This is a genomic window from Flavobacterium sp. 1355 (assembly GCF_017833415.1).
Classification (GTDB): Bacteria; Bacteroidota; Bacteroidia; order Flavobacteriales; family Flavobacteriaceae; genus Flavobacterium.
Genome location: NZ_JAFICC010000014.1, coordinates 142,995 through 165,289, shown reverse-complemented (window position 1 = coordinate 165,289; position 22,295 = coordinate 142,995). Strand labels below are relative to the sequence as shown.

The window sequence follows — 22,295 nt, the reverse complement described above, 5'->3', positions numbered from 1 at the left end:
CAGAGGAGTAAGGAATATTGAATTTTTTCTTTTTAGGCTAACTAATATTTATGCTTAAATTTTCAAAATCCACAGGTTTTCGTGTTGATCCGTAATTTATTCTCTTTTACAAGAATTTAATTTTATTATAAACAAAAAAAGTCCTCAAAAGAGGACTTTTTATATATCTATTCAATTGTAGTTAATTACAATTTAGCAACGTGCTTAGTTAATTTAGACTTCAGGTTAGAAGCTTTATTATCATGAATGATGTTTTTCTTAGCTAATTTATCAATCATAGAAATTACAGTTGATAATTTTGAAGTAGCGTCAGATTTATCAGTAGCTAATCTTAATGCTTTGATAGCGTTACGAGTAGTTTTATGTTGATATCTGTTAAGAACTCTTCTTTTTTCGTTACTTCTGATTCTTTTTAATGCTGACTTATGATTTGCCATTTTTTTTAATTTTAGATGTAATAATTATTATAAATACTAGTTAAAAAAGAAAAACCTCCCACAATTGCAAAACAATCACTTTGGTTTTAACTAATAAAATAAAAATCGAGACACCAACTTTTATTTTACAAAACTTATTTACAACTAATTCAGTAGTCTGTAAGGGAATCGAACCCCTGTTACCAGGACGAAAGCCTGGAGTCCTAACCCCTAGACGAACAGACCATATTCTTCTAAGTTTTCTTCAATCTAATAAAATTGAAATTGTAGTCCGTGGGGGAATCGAACCCCCCTTACCAGGATGAAAACCTGGCGTCCTAACCGATAGACGAACGGACCATTACATCAAGTAAATAACTTAATTTTGCAGAAAAAAAAGTAGTCCGTGGGGGAATCGAACCCCCCTTACCAGGATGAAAACCTGGCGTCCTAACCGATAGACGAACGGACCGTGTTTCTCTAATGCGGATGCAAAAATACAACTATTTTTAAGATGTACAATACCTGATGCAAAAAAAATCAAAAATTTTTAATATGCCTTCGCGAATAACACTCTTTTAGTAGATGGACTCCCAGTAAATACACAGGTTCCCGCCTCTTCAACAGCACTCAAAGGAATACAACGAATTGTTGCTTTTGTCAAGTCTTTTATCTTTTCTTCAGTAGCAGCTGTACCGTCCCAATGAGCCGAAACAAAACCACCTTTTCCATCTAATATCTCTTTAAATTCCTCAAAACTATTAACTTCCGTAATATGAGAATTACGATAATCCAATGCTTTATTAAACAAATCGTTTTGAATGTGTTCTAACAAGTCATTTATATAATTTACAATTCCTTCTCCTGAAACAACTTCTTTTGTCAAAGTATCACGTCTAGCCACTTCAAAAGTCCCATTTTCCAGATCTTTTGGACCAACTGCAATTCTAACAGGAACTCCTTTCAATTCCCACTCAGCAAATTTAAAGCCTGGTTTCTGGGTTGTTCTGTCATCATATTTAACTGAAATCTTCAGTTTTCTTAGTTTGGCAGTCAAGTCATTTACCGCAGATGTAATCTCAGCCAATTGTTCATCTGTTTTGTATATAGGAACAATCACAACTTGTATAGGTGCTAAATTTGGAGGCAAAACCAACCCCTGATCATCAGAGTGTGTCATAACCAAAGCCCCCATTAAACGGGTAGAAACTCCCCATGAAGTTCCCCAAACGTGCTCCTGCTTTCCTTCTGCATTGGCAAATTTCACATCAAATGCTTTTGCAAAATTCTGCCCTAAAAAGTGAGATGTTCCTGCCTGCAATGCTTTTCCGTCCTGCATTAATGCTTCGATACAATAAGTTTCATCAGCTCCTGCAAAACGTTCAGTTTCCGTTTTTATACCTTTCACAACCGGGATTGCCATGAAATTTTCAACAAAGTCTGCATAAACATTCATCATTTTTTCAGATTCCTCCAATGCTTCTGCCTTTGTAGCATGCGCAGTGTGACCTTCCTGCCATAAAAATTCGGCAGTCCTTAAAAACAAACGTGTACGCATTTCCCAACGCACTACATTTGCCCATTGATTGATCAATAGAGGCAAATCTCTATAAGATTGTACCCATCCTTTATATGTAGACCATATGATAGCCTCACTAGTTGGTCGAACGATTAATTCTTCCTCAAGCTTTGCATTCGGGTCAACCATTAATTTCCCAGGTCTATCCGGATCATTTTTTAATCTGTAATGTGTTACAATAGCACACTCTTTCGCAAATCCTTCTGCATTTTTTTCCTCCGCTTCGAACATGCTTTTTGGCACGAACAAAGGAAAGTAAGCATTCTGATGTCCAGTTTCTTTAAACATTCTGTCTAACTCAGCCTGCATTTTTTCCCAAATAGCATATCCGTATGGTTTGATAACCATACATCCTCTAACTCCTGAATTTTCAGCCAGATCTGCCTTAACAACCAGCTCGTTATACCACTTTGAATAATCTTCTGATCTTGTAGTGAGGTTCTTACTCATATTGAATAGTTTGGCACAAATTTTGTTTTAATAATTTTAACTAAATAGTTTGACAAAACTAACTATTTTTGTAATGTGCAACAATAAAAAACACCACAGATATGAAAACTTATATTTCTTTTCGCCGAAACTCTAGTCATTTTTACCTTATTGGATTACTGAGTTTTCTAGCAGTATCGTGTGGTTCTTACCAAAATACATCATATTATGATAATGACGGAGTTTATGGTAACAGACCAAACACGTACGCACAAACAAATACATCAAATACCAACAATCAATATAAGGATTACTTTAAATCTTTACAAGATGACGATCAGCCAACCGAAATTTTTACAGATGTAGATAATTACGGTAATTATGCTGAAAATGACAGTACACAAACTGTGGCTACAGCTTACCCTGCGTGGGGAAGCAGCAGTTCTGAAGTTTCTGTAAACCTTTACTCAAACCCAACATGGTCATTCGGATTTGGATTTGGATATCCTTATTACGGATGGGGTTATGGATATGGCGGTTATTGGGGTTATCCTGGTTATGGATGGGGTTATCCCGGGTATTGGGGACCTGGTTATGGATGGGGATATCCTGGATACTGGGGAGGAGGCTATTATGGATATAATAATTACTCTTACAGCTACGGAAGAAGAGGCTCTGCCTCATACTATGGAGGAAGAAATTATGCTTCTAACAGAAGTTATACTACAAACAGAGACTATACTAACAGAAATTTTACAAATAGAAGTTATTCAAACAGAAGCTATACCAACAGAAATAGCTATAACACAAATAGAAGAAGCGATTATACTGACTTTAGAAGAAGTTCTTCTGTAAATGGCAGATCAACAAACCCAACTTTTACTAACAGAAGAAGCACTACACAAGGAAATAGCAATTACGATTACTCTAACAGAAGATCAGGTAGTGCGGCTACAACAAACAGAAGTTATAACTACAACAACGGCGCAAATAACAATTCATCCAGAAGCTACTCTCCTAACCCATCACGCTCATCAAACAGCAGTGGAGGAAGCATGAGATCATCTGGCGGTGGCGGCGGAGGAAGATCTTACGGCGGTGGTGGCGGTGGAGGAAGAAGATAATTCCTTATGTAAGCCAATCCATAAATCATCTAAAATTCAATCAAAATGAAAAAAATATTATTCCTTTTTATAACAGGACTATCTTTTAGCGTCTCACATTCTCAGGAAGTTTCTGATGCTATGCGATATGCACAGGACAATTTAACCGGAACTGCAAGATTCAGAGCAATGGGTGGTGCCTTTGGAGCTGTGGGTGGTGATTTATCTGCACTAAGCGTTAACCCTGCAGGATCTGCCGTGTTTTCTAATAATCAGGTTGGAGTAACTTTGAGTAATCAAAACATCAAAAACAATTCTAATTATTTTGGAACTCAGACAAGCGAAAAAGAGAACTCTTTTATTTTAAACCAGGCGGGAGGTGTTTTTGTTTTCCACGACAGAAGCCCGAATAGCAATTGGAAAAAAATTGCTATTGGAGCAAGTTATGAAACCACAAACAATTTTGATAAAAATACTTTCTCTGCAGGAACTAATCCAACAAGATCTATAGATGCTTATTTTTTAGAGTATGCAAATGGAGTTGAATTAGGCACAATAAACAACATTCCTTACGGTGATCTAACTTATACAGAACAACAAGCTGATTTTGGGAATTATGGTCAGGTTATTAAACCTGTATCAAACACTAACAACAACACACAATATACAACTAATGTTCCTGCCGGAGGTAATTATTATCACGAAAATGTAATTAATGAAAGAGGATACAACAGCAAGGTAAGTTTCAATATAGCAACATCATTTAAAGACCGCCTTTACTTAGGTGCAAACCTTAATTTTCATGTTACCGATTACAGAAGAACCAGTAATTTTTATGAAGAAAATTATAACGATCTCCTGCCGGGGTATACTATATCAAATTTAGATTTCAACAACGAACAGTATACATATGGAAATGGATTTTCTTTTCAACTTGGAGCCATTGCTAAAGTTACAGAATCTTTCCGTCTTGGTTTAGCATATGAATCAAATACGTGGTACGAGCTATATGATGAAATCTCACAAAGCCTGTACACTACTTTAGAAGCTTCTACAGGCCAGCCAATAAACACATCAAATAATCCACAGATTATTAATGTTTATGATCCTTACAGACTACAAACTCCTGGCAAATTTACTTTTAGTGGCGCCTATGTATTTGGAAAATCTGGTTTGATTAGTGTAGATTATTCTATTAAAGATTACAGCAATACAAAATTTAAACCTACAACTGACGAAGGTTTTAGAAGACTAAACGGCGACATAAGCAACGATTTGACTTCTGCAGGAGAATTAAGAATTGGTGCAGAATATAAAATCAAACAACTAAGTCTGCGTGGCGGATATCGTTTTGAAGGAAGTCCTTATAAAAACGGAACTACAATTGGTGATTTAAATAGCTATTCTGGCGGTTTGGGTTATAATTTTGGTTCGACAAAATTAGATTTAGCATATTCTTATTTGGAAAGAAAATCAAATCAGGGATTTTTTGAACGTGGATTTACAGATGGAGCAAACATTACATCAAAACTGAACAATGTTTCCCTGACCTTATTATTTGAATTGTAATTAGAAATAAATAGATGAATGAAAATTTCCGTCAGGTATTAATCTGGCGGATTTTTTTTAATCCGGCTTAGCTATTTTTGCTCATAAAAAACAGCTAAAAGAAACGGAAACAAGCGGTGTTTGAATAAAAAAGTGTAATTTTGCACTCCAATTTATAAAAGTATGAGAACCAAGTCTTTAAAAAAGAACAAAATTAACGTAATCACTCTTGGGTGTTCAAAGAATGTGTATGATAGTGAAGTCCTGATGGGTCAACTTCGTGCAAACGGAAAAGAGGTTGAGCATGAAGCTCCTGCAGAAAGAGAAGGAAACATTATTGTAATAAACACTTGTGGTTTTATTGATAATGCCAAAGCAGAGTCGGTTAACATGATTTTGGAATATGCAGACAAAAAAGACAAAGGACTTGTTGATAAAGTTTTTGTAACAGGATGTTTATCTGAGCGTTACAGACCAGATTTAGAAAAAGAAATTCCAAACGTAGATCAATATTTTGGCACAACTGAATTACCACAATTACTGAAAGCTTTAGGAGCTGATTATAAACATGAACTACTTGGGGAACGTTTAACCACAACTCCAAAAAATTATGCATACCTTAAAATTGCTGAAGGTTGCGACAGACCTTGCAGTTTTTGCGCTATACCCTTGATGCGAGGTTCACATGTCTCACAGCCAATTGAAAAATTAGTTAAAGAAGCAGAAGGTCTGGCTAAAAATGGCGTTAAGGAATTAATTTTAATTGCACAGGACTTAACTTATTATGGTCTTGACCTTTATAAAAAAAGAAACCTTGGTGAACTATTAGAAGCTTTAGTAAAAGTAGAAGGTATCGAATGGATTCGTTTACATTATGCCTTCCCTACTGGTTTCCCAATGGATGTTTTGGAAATTATGAAACGCGAACCTAAGATTTGCAATTATATTGATATACCGCTGCAACATATTTCTGACTCGATCCTGAAATCAATGCGCCGTGGAACAACTCAGGCAAAAACAACACAATTACTAAAAGATTTCCGTGCAGCTGTTCCGGGAATGGCGATCAGAACAACTTTAATTGTGGGTTACCCAGGCGAAACCCAGGAAGATTTTGAAATCTTAAAAGATTTTGTTCAGGAAATGAAGTTTGACCGAATGGGATGTTTTGCGTATTCTCATGAAGAAAACACACATGCTTATTTACTTGAGGATGATGTTCCGGATGATGTAAAACAAGCCAGAGCAAATGAAATTATGGAATTGCAATCTCAAATTTCATGGGATCTGAATCAGGAAAAAGTTGGAAAAGTTTTTAAATGTATTATTGACAGAAAAGAAGGCGCGCATTTTGTTGGCAGAACAGAGTTTGACAGCCCTGATGTTGATAATGAAGTCTTGATTGATGCATCAAAATATTATTTAAAAACCGGTGAATTTGTTAACATTAAGATAATTGAAGCAACAGAATTTGATTTATACGGAGAACCTGCTTAAATTTACAATATATATTTGCTAACTTTTGATACATACTTTTTATGAAGTCTATTCAATCTTTGATTCTTTTGGTTTTTGCCTTATTATGCATTAACACTGTTTCTGCCCAATATGGAAACGGATATAATAATGGCTATGGTGGAGGCGGTTACGGAAGAGGTGGCGGAATGGGAATGGACAGGAGTATGATGCAGGGACCACAGAGTTCTCCAAGTAAACCAAAAGAAGTACCTGCTGAAGAAACTGCAGCAAAGATTGTTGAGCAAATGAAGCCCGAAGTAAATCTTGATGAACTGCAGGCAATAGCAATAACAAATGTTTTGGCTGACAGTATGAAAGAACAAGGCGTTCTTTTGAAAAACGAAAGCAGCAGCCAGGACGAAAAAATTGAGCAAATGAAAGCTCTAAGAGAAAGTACTAATAAAAAAATTACTGCTTTCCTTAATCCAGATCAGGTTGCAAAGTATACCAATTTTATGGATAATTTTAAAGAGATCAAAAAAACCAAAAAATCAAAAAAGAAAAAAGACAATAAAGAAAATAAGGAAGTAAAGGAAGACATAGAAACAGGAAAAACTCCGGAATAATTGTCCAAACCTAATTCCAAAATGTAATTGATTATGATGAAAAAACATTTTTGTTATCTGCTTTTAGCAATTGTTATCACTTCTTGCTCTACAAATCCCTATAAAAATACTGAGAAAGCTTACGACCAACAGCTTAAAACTTTAGAAAATCAAATTACGAGCAAAGAAGTTCAACCTATTCCTCCTGTAAGTCCGTTAGTTATTGATACAACCTACGCGAGACAATTAGGGATTATAAAAGATACTTTATCAAAAACCGGCTCAACGGCTTTATTAAATGGTATTAATACAGAATGGATTGGCACAGTAAACTTTAATTTAAGAAAACCAAGTTTTATTGTCATCCATCATACTGCACAAGATTCTGTTCAGCAAACAATAAACACTTTTACAAAGACAAAAACTCAGGTTAGTGCTCATTATGTTATTTCGGAAAACGGAAAAGTAGTTCAGATGCTTAATGATTATCTGAGAGCATGGCATGCAGGAGCTTCTACGTGGGGAAAAAACACTGATTTAAATTCAAGCTCTATTGGTATTGAATTGGACAATAATGGCTTTAAACCTTTTACAGAAGCACAAATTAGCAGCTTGGTTGCTCTTTTAACTAAATTGAAAAAAGACTACAACATTCCGACTCAAAATATTTTGGGTCATGCAGATATAGCTCCGGGCAGAAAACAAGATCCAAGCGCATTATTTCCATGGAAAATATTAGCTGAAAAAGGATTCGGAATATGGCCCGACGAAGTTTTAGAAGAAGCCCCTTTTGATTTTAAAATAGAACCTGCGTTACGAATTATTGGTTATAATACCAAAAACCTTACAGCAGCAATACAGGCATTTAAATTACATTATATACAGACTGATACCACTTCTGTTTTGGACCGAAAAACAATAGATACTATTTATTCTATTTACAAAAAACAGATTCAATAACAGTTTTTCCAAACAAAAAAAATCCGCAATTTTAATTGCGGATTTTTTTATGTTTGGAGTTAAGGGGTAAAAGTTAGAAGTTATGCGTTATGAGTTATACGTTATGAGTTAAGTGTTATGAGCTTGAAGAAGAAGAAGAAACTAAAACTTGATTTTGTGGATAAAAAAAATTTTCCCTAGTTTGTTTTAGAATTTACTAAGCAAAGACTATTGCATTATTTCGGCTCGTTCTAAACTCATAACACTTAACTTCCAACCTTTAACTTTTAACCTTTAACTTTTAACCCTTAACTTCTAACTTTTAACACATAACTCTTACTTCAAAATAAAAAAGCTGCCAGAACAATTAATGTGTTCCGACAGCTCCAAAAAAAAAAAAAATATCAATCTTTATCTCTAGAAAGAGTATGTTGTAGCAAGTAGGGCAAAAAACATTCCGCCTGTTGGAAGAGCGTCACTATCTGCAAAAATATCTTCAGAAGCAGCGTCATATCTTAACTCAGGAATAATTGTCAGATTACCAACTTTGTAATTTAGCGAAACTGTATTTCCAAATACACTTGATCCGTTTAGAGTTCCAAGATTTAAAGCATCTTTAGCATCAAAATATTCAATTCTGTAAGCCAGGGATAAATTTTCTTTGAATGAATAATTAGCATATCCTACTAAAGAAAACCACTCTCCGTCTAATGTACTGTCAAAATCATCTTTTGACTGAGCATAAGTAGCATTGAATCCAAGTCCGAAACTATCATTTATAGATTTTGTAGCTACAAGATCAAATTGCGTTTTATTTTCGGAAGATACAGGATTAGTACTTCCCGATGTGAAATTTAAATAAGCGCTACCAGTCTCTCCTATGTATCCCAATTGTCCTATATACGTTTTTTGGTTTGTACCCGCATCCATGGCTGATTTAAAATCAGTAGGATTTGTTATTCCAAACATAGCCGTAAATTTTCCTGATGTATATTGTGCTTTTACACCCGTATTAAAAAATGGTCCGTATGAAAAAGCGTATGACATACTGTAGTTTTTATTATCTACTGCATCTAATAATTCATACCCAATATGAGTGCTAAAACTACCGGCTACTACTTTAAACTTGTCTGTTATCTCATACGTAAAATACAATTGTTTAATTAAAAATTTTGCTGTAATATCTTTATCTGTTGTTTCATTATATGAAAATTCTCCTGCTCTTTTTCCGAAACCTAAATCTACAAAAACAGATCCTTTTTTGAATGAGTGAGAAGCTTCTATGGACGCCATTCCTAATTCGAATGAATCTTGTGAGTTGGTAAAGCTCGTTAATCCATTCATTTGTTTTGAAAAATCATATTTATAATACGCATCGGCAGATCCTGCAAAAGTAGTTGCCGGGCTTTTAGGTGTTTCACTATCTTCCTGGGCAAATACAAAAGAACTGGTTAACATCGCGGCTAAAATGTGAAATACTTTTTTCATGTTTTAAATTGGTTTAGTTATTAATTGATTCTGGTTAGTTAATCTTTTATATATCTATTTAATAGTATAAGTCATTTCTAAAACCTCAAATTCACGTCTTTATCCTCTTCATTTTCATTAGCGAATTTATTAACTTTTGTGAGAGTAGAAGAATTGAAAACTGCTTTTTTGAAGTTTTAAGACAAGAATTACGGATTACAAAAATTAACTTCTTAATAATCACTATTTGACATTTATCTTATTTTATTTTTGAAAATTCAATAACACTATTTTAAAGTTTATAAGAAAAAACTATAGGTTAAATCAAAAAACTATACTCGTTTTGAATTAAAAAACAGAAAAATACATATAAAAAATCCAAATACCCCTTTTAAAAATAGGGGTATTGATTTAAAATAAAAAAATAAACCACAAAAGCGCTTGGTTTTATGACTTAATACACCAAATCAAAATTCGATTTTACATTCTTACAAATAAATCATCAAAACAGCTACAACAAAACAGTGTATTTGTCATGGCGAATTTTTATAACAGAAGAAAAAATTAGAATAAAAAAAAGCCTGTTCAAATGAACAGGCCTTGTAATTTATATTAATTTCTTGTTATTGCTTAGTATTATACCTTCTTAGATACTCACGTACTTTAATTCCGGATTCTTTTAAATCTTCATCTTTCCATTTTCCTTCAGATTTTGCTGTTTTCTTTAAAACAGAACAGGTTTCATCTTTATCAGAAACTGACCAGGTAACCCAGCTCAATTTTCTGGATTCCATCCAATCGATGTATTCTTCCCATGCTTTGATATTTAAAGGACCATCACCTGTCGCTTCCATACCTGCAGATTCTGAAATAAATATTGGAAGTCCGCTTTTTATTGCTTCATCTGTACGGTCTCTCAATTCTTTGCCATGAGTTGCAGCATAGAAATGCATTGTATACATTATATTATTGAATCCTTTTATAGGCTCTGAAGCAGGAAGATTTACATCCTGATCCCAATGCGGACTGCCTACCAAAATAATATTATCCGGGTCATTATGTCTGATGACTTTGATTACTTCTTCGGCATAAGCCTTAACTTCGGGCCAGGTTTCATAATCAGGTTCATTAAAAACTTCATATATAATATTAGGATATTTGGAGTATTTTTTTGAAACCTCAGCAAAAAAAGCTTTTGCTTCTTTTAGATTAACATTATGACTGTGCCAATCTACTATAACATAGATATCGGCCTTTATGGCTCCTTTTATAACGGCTTCGATTTTCTGCTTAGAAAACAGCGAATCTTTAATATATGCTTTTTCTCCAAGTTCAATACCCATTGCCGCACGAACAACATTACAATTGAAATCTTTTTTTAGCCAACTGACTGCTTTTTCATTATAAAATCTTGGCCACATGCTATGCCATCCAAAACTCATTCCTCGCAACACGATTGGATTGTTATTTTTGTCTGTCAACTGAGTTCCCTGAACACTAAGCTGCCCATGTTGTTTTACAAACTGGGCGTTAGAGATTCCAAATATTAATAATAAGACAATAATAAAAAGTTTACTTTTTGATTTCATACTGAATTATTTTACGGAATTAATCTCAATGTAACTGAGTCATGCGAAGCCAGATCTGCAAGGTAGTTCTTTTTTGTATTACCAATTTCTTTGTTTTTCCATAAATCCTTTATTTTAAAAAGTGTTTTTGAAAAATCGGCCTCGTAACCAAAATCAGTATCTTTAAATGAATGTTTTTTCCAATCAAAGTTTATTTTCTTTGCAGCATCACTTCTGTTCAAAAACGTTACTGCCCAATTATTATCTGAAAGTGGTTTTACCCAAACTTCTACCCCATCTTCTGCTGAATATTTAAATCCCTGAATCCCTAGTTTATCCTGATTTACAGCAATCATTTCCTTATTTGTCAGGATTGCCAGGGTTTCTTTTGACATTTTTCTATAATCGTTTCCTGTAAACAAAGGTGATGACAGCATACACCACATTGCAAAATGCGATTTATCCTCAGTATTATTCATTTCGTTTCCAACTTCCATCATATCAAAATCATTCCAATGATCGGGACCGGAATATTTACGAATGTCTTTTCTCATTTCGGCAATCTTCATAAATCCCCATGAAGACCAATTTTCAGGGTGTTTGAACTCACAATCAAAGCAAGGATAAATATCTCCTGAAATTCTCCAAAGATTTCCTACCGGTTTTCCCCACTCCCAAGGTTGATTGTCTCCCCATTCGCAAAGACTAAATACAATAGGTCTTCCGGCTGTCTTTAAGGCGTTGCTCATTGTAGTATAAGCTTCTGGCGCTGTAATGCCTTTGGTGTTGCACCAATCGTATTTTAAAAAGTCAATTTCTAATTTGGCATAAAATCTTGCATCCTGATATTCGTAACCACGCGTTCCCGGATATCCGGCGCAGGTTTGCGTTCCCGCACAATTGTACAACCCAAACTTCAATCCTTTGCTGTGTACATAATCTACTACGGCTTTCATTCCGTTAGGGAATTTTGCAGGATCAGGAACCAAATCCCCATTTGCATCGCGCTCTTTTGCCATCCAGCCATCATCTAAAACAATATAATTATAACCAGCGGCAGCCAATCCTGACGAAACCATAATATCTGCAGTTTCTTTTACTAATTTCTCATCGATATTGGTTGCAAAAGTATTCCATGAATTCCAGCCCATTGGCGGCGTCATGGCAAGCCCTTCAAATTTTCCTCCGATTTGGTTGTGTGTATTTCCCTGACTGAATCCTAAGACAGACAAGCTTAAAGCCAATACTAAAATGATTTTTTTCATGATTAAAATTCAAATTAAATTCTATTTAAAAAAAGTATTCCCTAATTGAGTAGATTAGGGAATACTTATAACAAAACTCAAACAAAGCAAACGCTTATTTTTTTTACAAGAATCCTACATCGTCAAGATATACAGTTCCCGGCTCTCCTGAATATTCTTTCATAAATAAAGAATTGAAAGTTGTACCTAACTCGTTGGTATGGAGATCTGAAAACGGAATCGAAATATTATTCCATTCTCCTGCTTTAATATCTATAGCTTTACCAGAACCATCTTCTGTTTTTCCTATTGAGAATAAAACTCTTGTGGTTTTGGTTGAATAAATAGAAATTTTTAAATAACTGTAATCGGCAACATTGATTGGGTTAAAACCAATATACAATCCGCTCCAGGCATCAACATTTACTCTTTTTATTGATTTTGTACCTCTGTTTACCTGTTCTGTACTTTGGAAGTCTTCGTTTCCTCCCCAATTCCAGGTTGAAACCGGAGTTGGCGATCCTGAGAAATCATCTCCAAATAGTAAATATTTAACGCCAATGGTGGCAATATTTGAATTTCCGTAAGCGGTTTGCACTGTAATAAGCGCATACGAACCAAAATCTGCCGGTACTGTTGCTTGTATTTCTGTATTTGAAACGACAGTATACGTAACGGCTTTGTCTCCAAATTTAACTGAAGAAACTTTTACGAAATTTGAACCTTTAATAGAAATTACATCTCCAGGCGATGCAAAAGCTGCAGATAAACCTGAAACTACAGGCGCAGGTGGCGTTAGCGATATTACATTGTCTAAGACATTTACAAAACCGTTATTTCCGAAGTAATCCAAACCTACTGCAGGTTTATCAGATCCGTTTACTTTTAAGATTCCATCGGTAACATTTACTCCTAATAAATAAAGATCTGGATTGGCCTGATTCGCCATTGTTGACAATTCACTCGTTTCCAAATAATCTGCTTCAATGCCGGCTAGTTTTCCAACTCTCTTTTTAACTCCTTTTACGACATGGCTTAACACCAATTGTTTTAATGCATCTACGGGAACCAGATTAATATCCGGATATCCGAGTGCGTTTACGTAACCGCTTTTTACTAAATAAGCGTCGAGTGCGGCATCTGTAGGAATAAAATAGGTGAAATTTTCTCCTGTATCTAATGTGGTTTGCAATCCTGCTAAATCTATCGCTTTAGAAAAGTTGGACAAATTGGTATTGGCTCTGATCAAACCGTAAGCAGTATTGTAATTTTGCGCTGCGCCTCCAACATCCGGAAGAGTGTCATCGCAGGAAGACAGTGCCGAAACCAGCAAGACGCTCAATGCGATATATTTTAATTTATATAATATTTTCATAAGTTTTCTTTTTAATAATTTATCTCTGAGAGCCACAAAAGAATCATTCACATCATACTTAAATGATTCGTTTTCAATCTAATGATCTATTTTAATATAAGGCCCAGATCGTCAATGTAAATAGTATTTCCTCCTACTTTGCCTCCAAATTCCTGAAACGTGATTTGAGTCAGTTCTGTAGGATTACCAAATGCACTAAACGGAATTTCGATATGAGTCCACTCCGAAGAAAAATCAAATGCTGGCTTTACCGCATCTTTACCATTGATAAATATGCCTACTTTTCCTGAATTTTGCCCTTTCAGACTTACTCTGATTCCCTTATATTTAGTAATATCAAATTTAGAATTTACAACTCCTATATATAATCCGTTCCATTGACCTGCTCCCCACATGATAGATTTCGAACCCTGGCTCGGATCTTTATCGTAAGCAATATTATAAGGATTCGTTCCGTCCCACAATCCATTATAATCACTTAATGACGTATATACATCATCATAGATGGCACTTCCTAAGGTTTGACTTGCTACCGTTGTTCCTGAAACATTGGTAACAGACAAACTTTTGTACTGGATATTATCCGGCACTTTTACCGTGATTTCTGTCAATGTAGAAGAAATAGGCTCTACGCTTGTTGTTCCGAAATTCACTACCGGACGAAGGAAATATTCTCCTGTAATCGTGATTATATCTCCGGGATTAGGATTGATTGGAAATCCTGAAATACTCGGAAAAGGCGGTCTGATTTTCATTGGATAAACCAATGTACCGATATTGGTAACCAATTTAATCTCATCCATTTCATTGAAATACGGAGTGGCTGCATCTACATTGATTACAATAGCATTATCTGTAACCAGTGTTGGATTGAAAGTAGACTCTAATCCATTGAAGAATATCGATTTTAAGGTAGAAAAACCAGAACCTCTAATGATATAAGTGTTTCCTGCATTGATCACATCTGTAGGAACATCTACTTGTCTGTCGCCCTCAACCAACGGATCATCGATTACAGCTTTGGTAATTCCTGTAATGGCCAGCTTACCCGAAGAACCTCCTTCGTCATTTGAGCAGGAACTCAGTAAGAAAATTGAAACTGAAGCCAGTAAATAAAACTTCAATGACATTATATTTTGTATCGTTTTCATAATTGTTTTATTTAAAGTTTATTTAAAAACATAAGGAACCGGAGCTTCTTTTAATTTTGGATTTTTTCTCACATCATTTGCCGGTTTAGGAAAAATGAAATCAGTTTCTACCGGCGTATAATGCCTTACTCCTTCATAATCAGAACCTCGGTCTTGTTTCGAAATAATATCGATCGCTTCAGCTCTTGGCAATCTTCCTAAATCATACCAATATTCTCCCTCAAAGGCAAACTCTACTCTTCTTTCCTGAAATAAAGCTTTTTTAGTCAACGGCACATTAGGTCCTAATTCTCCTAATCCCGCTCTTTTTCTAATTTTATTAAAAGAGGCTTTTGCTGCCGGATCCTGGGTTTCTGTGCCTCCTGCCAAAATCGCTTCGGCATGAATTAATAACAAGTCTGCGTAACGCATGATATAATTACAGTTGCTCATAGAAGCCCAGTTGTCTGCAGGTCCTGTTTCTCCTGTTGCCTCACCTACAACATATTTTTTTACTGCCGCACCTGTTGCATCCAGAACACTTGGATATTTTGTTTTATCTAAAGTAAAACCCATTACACCATCTGCCTGTAAGTTCGGGTAGCTGTCTCCATAGATCATATACGATTCTTTTCGCCTTACATCTCCTACTTCAAAAGCTTCCTGAATATCATTAGAAGGAATATAAACTGCTCCGTAAGAGGCATTATTTAAAATTTCTAAACCGTATTGAACATTCGAAGGATTTCCTGCCTGATATTCGTTTACGGCTCCAGACCATTGCCAGGAATAAATAGACTCTTCGTTATTATTTTTACTCGTCAAAAATAAATCGGCGTAGTTAGGCAAAAGCCCAAACTCTCCGGAATTAATAACTTTTTCAGCCATCGCTTTTGCATTTGGATAATCTTTTTCATAAAGATAAACTTTAGCTAAAAAAGCCTCGGCAGCTCCTTGTGACAGAAAAACGTTTTCTAAACTTCCGCCCCTTACTCTCACTTTTTGTTTCAGGTTGGCAGCTGCGTATTTTAAGTCATTTTCGATGAATTTATATACATCTTCAATTCTGTTATTGTTGACCATAGGGTTTTGGGCAAGTGCTAAGTTATCTTCGATAATAGGCACCGGACCAAACAAACGAACTAAATAAAAATACGATACCGCTCTAAAAAAGTGGGCTTCGGCAATGGTGTTTTTAATAACCGCCGGACTTACGCCTTCTTTCGCATTTCGATCCAGATTATTTATTAAGTCGTTGGATTGTGCAATAACTCCAAAACAAGATCTCCACGGATCTGACAGAATAAAACTGTCTGAAGTTAATTTAAACTGAATGACTTCGTTTCCGTCTACATTTGACCAACAGTTTCCAGATGACATTTCAGAAAGCGCAAAGAAACATTTTGTAAAAAAGGGCGCCCACATTCTGCCGTACATTCCGTAAGTACTACGTTGTACCTGCTCATCAGAGGTATAAAAATTATCACTTACATAACCATCCATTGTAGGTCGATCTAAATAATCATCACTACATGAAGCAGATATAGCCAGCAAAACCAAAACTGCCAGGCTTTTAAATTTTATTTTATATATTTTCATAATAGTTTTTTATTAAAATTCAACATTCATTCCAAACGTAATAGTACGGTTTGTTGGGTAACGTCCTGAATCAATTCCGCTTAACAAAGCATTTTGGTTGTAGTCTCCAATTTCAGGATCGTAACCGGTGTATTTTGTAAAAGTGTATAAGTTCTGAACACTGGCATAAAATCTTAGTTTGCTTAATTTAGTTTTAGAAAGCACATCTGATGGTAAATTATAACCGAAAGTTAATTGTGAAATTTTCAAATAAGAACCATCTTCTACATAACGATCTGATATGGCAATGTTTGGATGCCCATCTCCACCATCTGGCCTTGGATATTTAGCATTCGGATTTTCAGGTGTCCAGAAATCTGCTGCTTCTGCCAATTGATTTTCATAAAGACGCTGATTTTTTGTAGCTGCCCTTCTCGTCAGGTTCATTACCTTATTTCCCTGAGATCCCGTTAAGAAAACCGAAAGATCAAGATTTTTGTATCTGAACTGGTTGTTAAAACTGTAGATAAAGTCCGCCTGAGGATTCCCTATATAGGTTAAATCTTTTTCGTCTATCAGTCCGTCTTTATTTTGATCTACATATTCTACATCCCCCAAAACACTTTTTACAGCTTTGTTTCCTGTAAAAGGAATTGGTGCATTGGCTAGCTGTTCATTTGTTCTGATGATACCCACCGTTTCATAACCGTAAAACTGACCAATTGGCTGGCCAACCTCACTTTTTGTTACGGTTTTTGTAGTATAACCATTTACCTGAACTTCTTTGATTAAATCGAAATTTTCGACCAGACTCAACAATTCGTTTTGATTTTTAGAAAACATAAGAGTCGCATCCCAGGAAAAGTTTTTACTGAAACTGTTAGAATATCTAAGTGTTGCCTCGATACCCTGATTTCTCATACTTCCTAAGTTTACGGTTGGAGCAGCCAAACCTCCCTGATATTGCTCTAAACCGGTAACATACGTTGGCAAAGGCAATACAAATAAAAATCCTGACGATTGTTTTCTATACACGTCTACCGTTGCAGATAATTTTGATTTGAACAAAGTAAAATCAATACCTAAGTTGGTATCTTCAGCCGTTTGCCACGTTAAATCGGGATTTGCAATATTTCCTGCTGTGAAGAAATTCCCTAAAGCCGATTTAATAGTTTGAATATTAGAACTGTATAATCCACCGCTAATATTCTGATTTCCGGTTTCACCATATCCAACTCTAAACTTTATGTTGTCTACGTAATCTCTTGTACCTTCCATGAATTTTTCATTCGAGAGTTTCCATGAACCTGAAATCGAAGGAAAGTAACCCCATCTTTTGTCTTCAGCAAAATTCGAACTACCATCTGCTCTTACCGTAGCCTGAACAAAATACTTATTATCGAAATTATAGTTTAAAGATCCCAAAAAAGAGTACAAAGCATTTTCGCCCTTATATTCGCTGGCTACTAACGTTTTTGGATCGCCAAGATTAATCGAGTGCACATCATTACTTAATAAACCACTTACAGACTGGCTGTTTCCATACCAATGAGAATCATTTGCTTCCTGAAGTCCCATAAGGTTAAAGTTATGTTTTCCTGCAGAAAAAGTATAGGTCAACATATTTTTAAGATTCAATCCGTACCAGGTGTTTGCTCTTTCCTGAAGATGATTTACTTTGTTTACAGCAGCACCCCAAGTATAGGTTGGCTGAAATCCTTCAAAATTTTGAATGTTTGTTGAACCTCCAAAATCAAAACGGTAATCTAAACCTTTTGCTAATTTTACAGAAGCATAAAAATTACCCTGAAAATTCTTTTGTACCAGTTTATTGGTATTCATTAAAGTACTCGCCACCGGATTAATCCAGGCACCCTGAGAACCATCTCTGGGAGGTCCTGCATAACTTCCGTCTAAATTTTTTACTGCAACATCCGGCGTCGATAAAATGGTAGTACCAATAATACCGTCGCTATATCCTTCAATTGTAATATTTTGATTTGTAATACCTGCATTAAGCGTTACTCCAACGGTTAACCAGTCTTTGATTTTGGTATCCAGATTGACTTTAAAAGTATATCTTTTAAAATCAGATCCAATTACTACCCCATCCTGATTTAAATAACCTCCTGAAATATAATAATTGGTATTGTCTTTTCCTCCTGAAAAAGACAATTGATGACTGGTCATCAAGGCTGTTCTGTATATTTCGTCCTGCCAGTTTGTGCCAGTTCCTAAAACAGAAGGTACAGCAAACTCATCTCTTGGTGCTACGCCATAATATTGAGCCAATGCATTTTGCTGTGTGGCGTACTGGCTTAAATTCATTGTTTTAAGCAATCTGGTAACATCTTGCGTAGAAAATGCGGTATCATATGTTATTTTTCCGGTGCCTTTTTTTCCTTTTTTAGTCGTAATAATAACAACACCATTTGAAGCCCTTGAACCATAAACCGCAGCAGAAGCCGCATCTTTTAAGATGTCCATGGTTTCAATATCATTTGGGTTTAAAAAAGCCAGTGGGCTGTTGGTAACACTTCCTGTATTCGTCCCAATATATCCACTCACAATCGTTCCTCCTGTAGCCTGACTTGTAGCATCTCCGGATATAGGAATTCCATCTACAATATATAACGGTTCATTACTACCACCTAACGACGCACTACCACGAATTTTTACAGAAACGCTTCCTCCGGGTTTTCCTGAGTTATTTGTCACTACAACTCCGGCAGCTCTACCCTGCAGTAATTGCTCTACGGTAACTTGCTGAGAATCTTTAAAATCTTTTGCTGTTACAGAAGAAATAGCCCCGGTAACATCTTTTCTTTTCTGATTACGGTAACCTACGTTTACCAATACTTCACGCAAATCTTCGGCACTTAGCTTTAAGATTACATTTATTTTTCCTCCGTTTTTTACATTAACAGTCTGCGTAACATATCCGATAAATGAAACAGAAATACTGGCGTTAGCCGGCACATCAATAGCATAATTTCCGTCAAAGTCTGTTGAAACCGATTTTTTGGTCCCCGTAACCATGACGTTGGCGCCCGGTATAGAAAGTCCCTTTTCATCGGCCACTACTCCTGTTACTTTCACCTGGGCTGTAATAAAATTACTGGTAAGCAACAAAAATAAAATCAAAGGAACTGCTTTGTGGTTAGCATTCCAATGAATAAAGTTAGTCATTAGTTTTTTCATAATAAATGTTTGGTTAGTTTAATTGTTCTCATAATTCAAGGTTTAAAAGGAGTACTAATTTTTTCTTAAATTATTTAACAAATCTATAACAGAAGGAAACATCAAATCGATAGTATTATATCATTTGATGATAATATTTTTACTATATGCAAATAAAAAAACATATATAAAAATAAAAACAGTAAAAAATTGAATTATTCGCAATAAGGCATACAAAATCAAAGTAGTTTGATAAATTAAAATTAACGAATCTCAAAAAAAGCAAACGATTTCGTTAAAAATAATATTTGTTTGTGCAAAAAAAGTATCATTATAAAATTCGCTTTAATCCAGAAAAATCTTCCCTATACTGACTGGGTGTACAATTTTTAGTAGCCTTAAAACTACGATTGAAGTTGGCAATATTATTAAACCCGGATTTAAAAGCAACTTCAGAAACGCTCATATCTTTTTCTACCAGCCAACGGGCTGCATACCCTATTCTGATATCATTTATATAATTAACAAATGTTTTTCCGGTACGTTTTTTAATAAATCGGTTAAACGAAATTATAGACATGCTGGCAACATTCGCAACATCCTCAAGAGTAATCTTTTCGGCAAAGTGTTTTTGCACATATTCATATACCAGTTTCATTTTATCATAATCATCAAACGTATCATAATCTACCGTATAAGTAGAAAGCAGTCGCTGGTTTCTTGAATTTGCAAGATCATATAACAAGGATGTGATTTCCAAAAAATAGTCCATACCATCTAGTTTAGAAAGCTTTACCAATCTTGGCGTTAACTCTTCGGCTACTTTTTTAGAAAATAAAATTCCGTGTATCGAACGATTAAACATATCCCGGATCGGATTCATAATGCGTCTTGATAATAAAGATTCATGAAATAAATCATTATGAAACTGAATTGTAATTTCATGAATTTTTTTACTTGTACATTTATTTAATTCCCAACCGTGGTATAAATTTGGTCCGATCAAAACCAATTCGACATTGTCAATCTCTTCAATATTATCTCCAACAACACGCTTCACTCCTTTTCCGTTTAAGATAAAATTAATCTCAAATTCAGGATGATAATGCACCGGAAAATCAAAACTATCTTTCACTCTGTCAAAAACCAAAAAACTGTCTCCGGCTGAAAGCGGTGCAATTTCTCTGTAAAAATTTTTAGCATTACCCATCGTATATCTGTATTTTTAAAATAATATCGCGTTTTCTATTTGCAATAATATGATATATAATTGATAAAATAATATTAATTACACGAGAAACATCCGTTTATCTTTGAAAAATAGAATTATCATTTTTTTAAAAACACTATTAATAATAAACATTAATCATTTTTAATAGAATATCTTTTTAAAGTTTTAATAATTTTATCGAAGAAACCATAATGAATCGACGATTAAAAATCTGATCAGTTTAAATACCTCATATAATATGTCAATCTGAAGGTTATGACACAAAAACAAACATATTTTATAATGAAAAAAACCATATTTATCCTTATAATGACCGTATTTATTGGGGTTTCCTGCTCTTCTAAAAACAACATGACTAATACTAATTTGTCACTTTCAGATAAAAAAGCTACACCCGAAACTATTTCTCTTTATAAAAAGCTGAATCAACTAACTCAAAAGGGCTATCTTTTTGGACATCAGGATGATCTTGCTTATGGTGTAAATTGGAAATATGAAAATGGCAAAAGCGATATAAAAGATGTAACAGGCGATTATCCTGCCGTTTATGGATGGGATATTGCAGGATTAGAAAAAGACGACGCTAGCAATATTGACGGAGTTCCTTTTGACAAAATGCAACAATATATTAAAGAGTCAAACGAAAGAGGCGGCATCTCGACTATAAGCTGGCATTTTGATAATCCTGCAACAGGAAAAAATGCCTGGGATAATACTCCAAATGCAGTAAAAACAGTTTTGCCTGGCGGAGAAAATCATCAAAAATTTACTTCATGGCTGGATAAAGCGGCTTATTTCTTTTTGTCATTAAAAGATAAAAAAGGAAAAAATATTCCGATTCTTTTCAGGCCTTATCACGAATTGACAGGCGGTTGGTTTTGGTGGGGAAAAGGAAATTGCACTCCCGAAGAATTCAAAACTTTATGGAAATTCACTTTTGATTATCTGCAAAAAAAAGGCGTTCATAATTTAATATATGTCTATAATACCAGTAGTTTCAAAACAGAAGAAGATTTTCTGGCCAACTATCCAGGTGCTGATTACGCAGATATTCTGAGTTTTGATTCTTATCAGAATAATGATGACAAGGAAGGAAAAAAATTTATTGAAGAAGTTCAGAATCAGTTTAAAATAATTAATAAAATTGGTCAGGAACAAAATAAACCAATTGCTCTGGCAGAAGCCGGATATGAAGCAATTCCTGATACAAAATGGTGGACAGGAGTTCTTGTAAAAGCTATTGGAGAATATAAAATTTCTTATGTCCTTTTATGGAGAAATCACGGCTGGCAGGAAAAAGAACAAAAAATGCACTATTATGCCCCGTATCCCGGGCAAGTAAGCGAAAAAGATTTTGTTGATTTTTATAATCTGGACAAAACTTTATTTGAAAAAGATATTCAAAAAACATCTAATAATAACCCAAACTAACTTAAACCTTAAAA

At 34.8% G+C, this 22,295-nt stretch carries 16 protein-coding genes and 3 tRNA genes; 6 read left to right on the top strand and 13 right to left on the bottom strand.

Translation table 11 applies throughout. The features are described from left to right. Window positions 1–185 precede the first annotated feature (185 nt). From rpsT to proS, 5 genes are all read right to left on the bottom strand, one after another. On the bottom strand, window positions 186–437 hold the full coding sequence (gene rpsT / locus JOD96_RS18345; protein ID WP_160375900.1) for a 30S ribosomal protein S20: 252 nt from the start codon (window positions 435–437) through the stop codon (window positions 186–188). 153 nt (window positions 438–590) lie between these two features. Then, a tRNA-Glu gene (locus JOD96_RS18340) sits at window positions 591–662 on the bottom strand. Between the two features lie 42 nt (window positions 663–704). After that, window positions 705–776 (bottom strand) — tRNA-Glu (locus JOD96_RS18335). 40 nt (window positions 777–816) lie between these two features. Beyond that, window positions 817–888, bottom strand: a tRNA-Glu gene (locus JOD96_RS18330). A 78-nt stretch (window positions 889–966) separates the two neighbouring features. Further along, window positions 967–2,445, bottom strand: coding sequence for a proline--tRNA ligase (proS, locus tag JOD96_RS18325; RefSeq protein ID WP_209565672.1), 1,479 nt, complete (start codon window positions 2,443–2,445; stop codon window positions 967–969). Window positions 2,446–2,546: 101 nt separating this feature from the next. Between proS and JOD96_RS18320 the strand changes: the two genes are divergently transcribed. From JOD96_RS18320 to JOD96_RS18300, 5 genes are all read left to right on the top strand, one after another. Next, on the top strand, window positions 2,547–3,548 hold the full coding sequence (locus JOD96_RS18320; protein ID WP_209565671.1) for a hypothetical protein: 1,002 nt from the start codon (window positions 2,547–2,549) through the stop codon (window positions 3,546–3,548). 45 nt (window positions 3,549–3,593) lie between these two features. After that, window positions 3,594–5,096, top strand: coding sequence for an OmpP1/FadL family transporter (locus JOD96_RS18315; RefSeq protein ID WP_209565670.1), 1,503 nt, complete (start codon window positions 3,594–3,596; stop codon window positions 5,094–5,096). Window positions 5,097–5,258: 162 nt separating this feature from the next. Further along, window positions 5,259–6,572, top strand: coding sequence for a 30S ribosomal protein S12 methylthiotransferase RimO (gene rimO, locus JOD96_RS18310; RefSeq protein ID WP_209565669.1), 1,314 nt, complete (start codon window positions 5,259–5,261; stop codon window positions 6,570–6,572). A 41-nt stretch (window positions 6,573–6,613) separates the two neighbouring features. Beyond that, entirely contained in the window at window positions 6,614–7,159 is a 546-nt protein-coding gene (locus tag JOD96_RS18305; protein WP_209565668.1) for a hypothetical protein, read from the top strand. 33 nt (window positions 7,160–7,192) lie between these two features. Further along, on the top strand, window positions 7,193–8,098 hold the full coding sequence (locus JOD96_RS18300; protein ID WP_209565667.1) for an N-acetylmuramoyl-L-alanine amidase: 906 nt from the start codon (window positions 7,193–7,195) through the stop codon (window positions 8,096–8,098). Between the two features lie 396 nt (window positions 8,099–8,494). On the opposite strand, the gene JOD96_RS18295 is transcribed toward JOD96_RS18300, so the two are convergent. From JOD96_RS18295 to JOD96_RS18260, 8 genes are all read right to left on the bottom strand, one after another. Next, entirely contained in the window at window positions 8,495–9,565 is a 1,071-nt protein-coding gene (locus JOD96_RS18295) for an outer membrane beta-barrel protein (protein ID WP_209565666.1), read from the bottom strand. A 602-nt stretch (window positions 9,566–10,167) separates the two neighbouring features. Continuing rightward, window positions 10,168–11,133 (bottom strand): glycoside hydrolase family 5 protein, encoded by a 966-nt coding sequence (locus tag JOD96_RS18290; RefSeq protein ID WP_209565665.1) that lies wholly within the window; start codon window positions 11,131–11,133, stop codon window positions 10,168–10,170. Between the two features lie 11 nt (window positions 11,134–11,144). Beyond that, window positions 11,145–12,377, bottom strand: coding sequence for a glycoside hydrolase family 27 protein (locus tag JOD96_RS18285; protein ID WP_209565664.1), 1,233 nt, complete (start codon window positions 12,375–12,377; stop codon window positions 11,145–11,147). Window positions 12,378–12,480: 103 nt separating this feature from the next. Next, window positions 12,481–13,731 (bottom strand): fasciclin domain-containing protein, encoded by a 1,251-nt coding sequence (locus JOD96_RS18280; protein WP_209565663.1) that lies wholly within the window; start codon window positions 13,729–13,731, stop codon window positions 12,481–12,483. Between the two features lie 86 nt (window positions 13,732–13,817). After that, complete coding sequence (locus tag JOD96_RS18275; RefSeq protein ID WP_209565662.1) at window positions 13,818–14,882, bottom strand: IPT/TIG domain-containing protein; 1,065 nt, start codon at window positions 14,880–14,882, stop codon at window positions 13,818–13,820. 18 nt (window positions 14,883–14,900) lie between these two features. Beyond that, window positions 14,901–16,460 (bottom strand): RagB/SusD family nutrient uptake outer membrane protein, encoded by a 1,560-nt coding sequence (locus JOD96_RS18270; protein WP_209565661.1) that lies wholly within the window; start codon window positions 16,458–16,460, stop codon window positions 14,901–14,903. 12 nt (window positions 16,461–16,472) lie between these two features. Then, window positions 16,473–19,640, bottom strand: a complete 3,168-nt coding sequence (locus JOD96_RS18265) for a SusC/RagA family TonB-linked outer membrane protein (RefSeq protein WP_209565660.1) — start codon at window positions 19,638–19,640, stop codon at window positions 16,473–16,475. Between the two features lie 310 nt (window positions 19,641–19,950). Then, a complete protein-coding gene (locus JOD96_RS18260; protein WP_209565659.1) occupies window positions 19,951–20,829 on the bottom strand; it encodes an AraC family transcriptional regulator in 879 nt (292 codons plus the stop codon). 303 nt (window positions 20,830–21,132) lie between these two features. Between JOD96_RS18260 and JOD96_RS18255 the strand changes: the two genes are divergently transcribed. Further along, the gene (locus JOD96_RS18255; RefSeq protein ID WP_209565658.1) at window positions 21,133–22,281 is read left to right on the top strand and encodes a glycoside hydrolase family 26 protein; all 1,149 of its coding nucleotides are present in this window, start codon (window positions 21,133–21,135) and stop codon (window positions 22,279–22,281) included. Window positions 22,282–22,295: the final 14 nt, after the last annotated feature.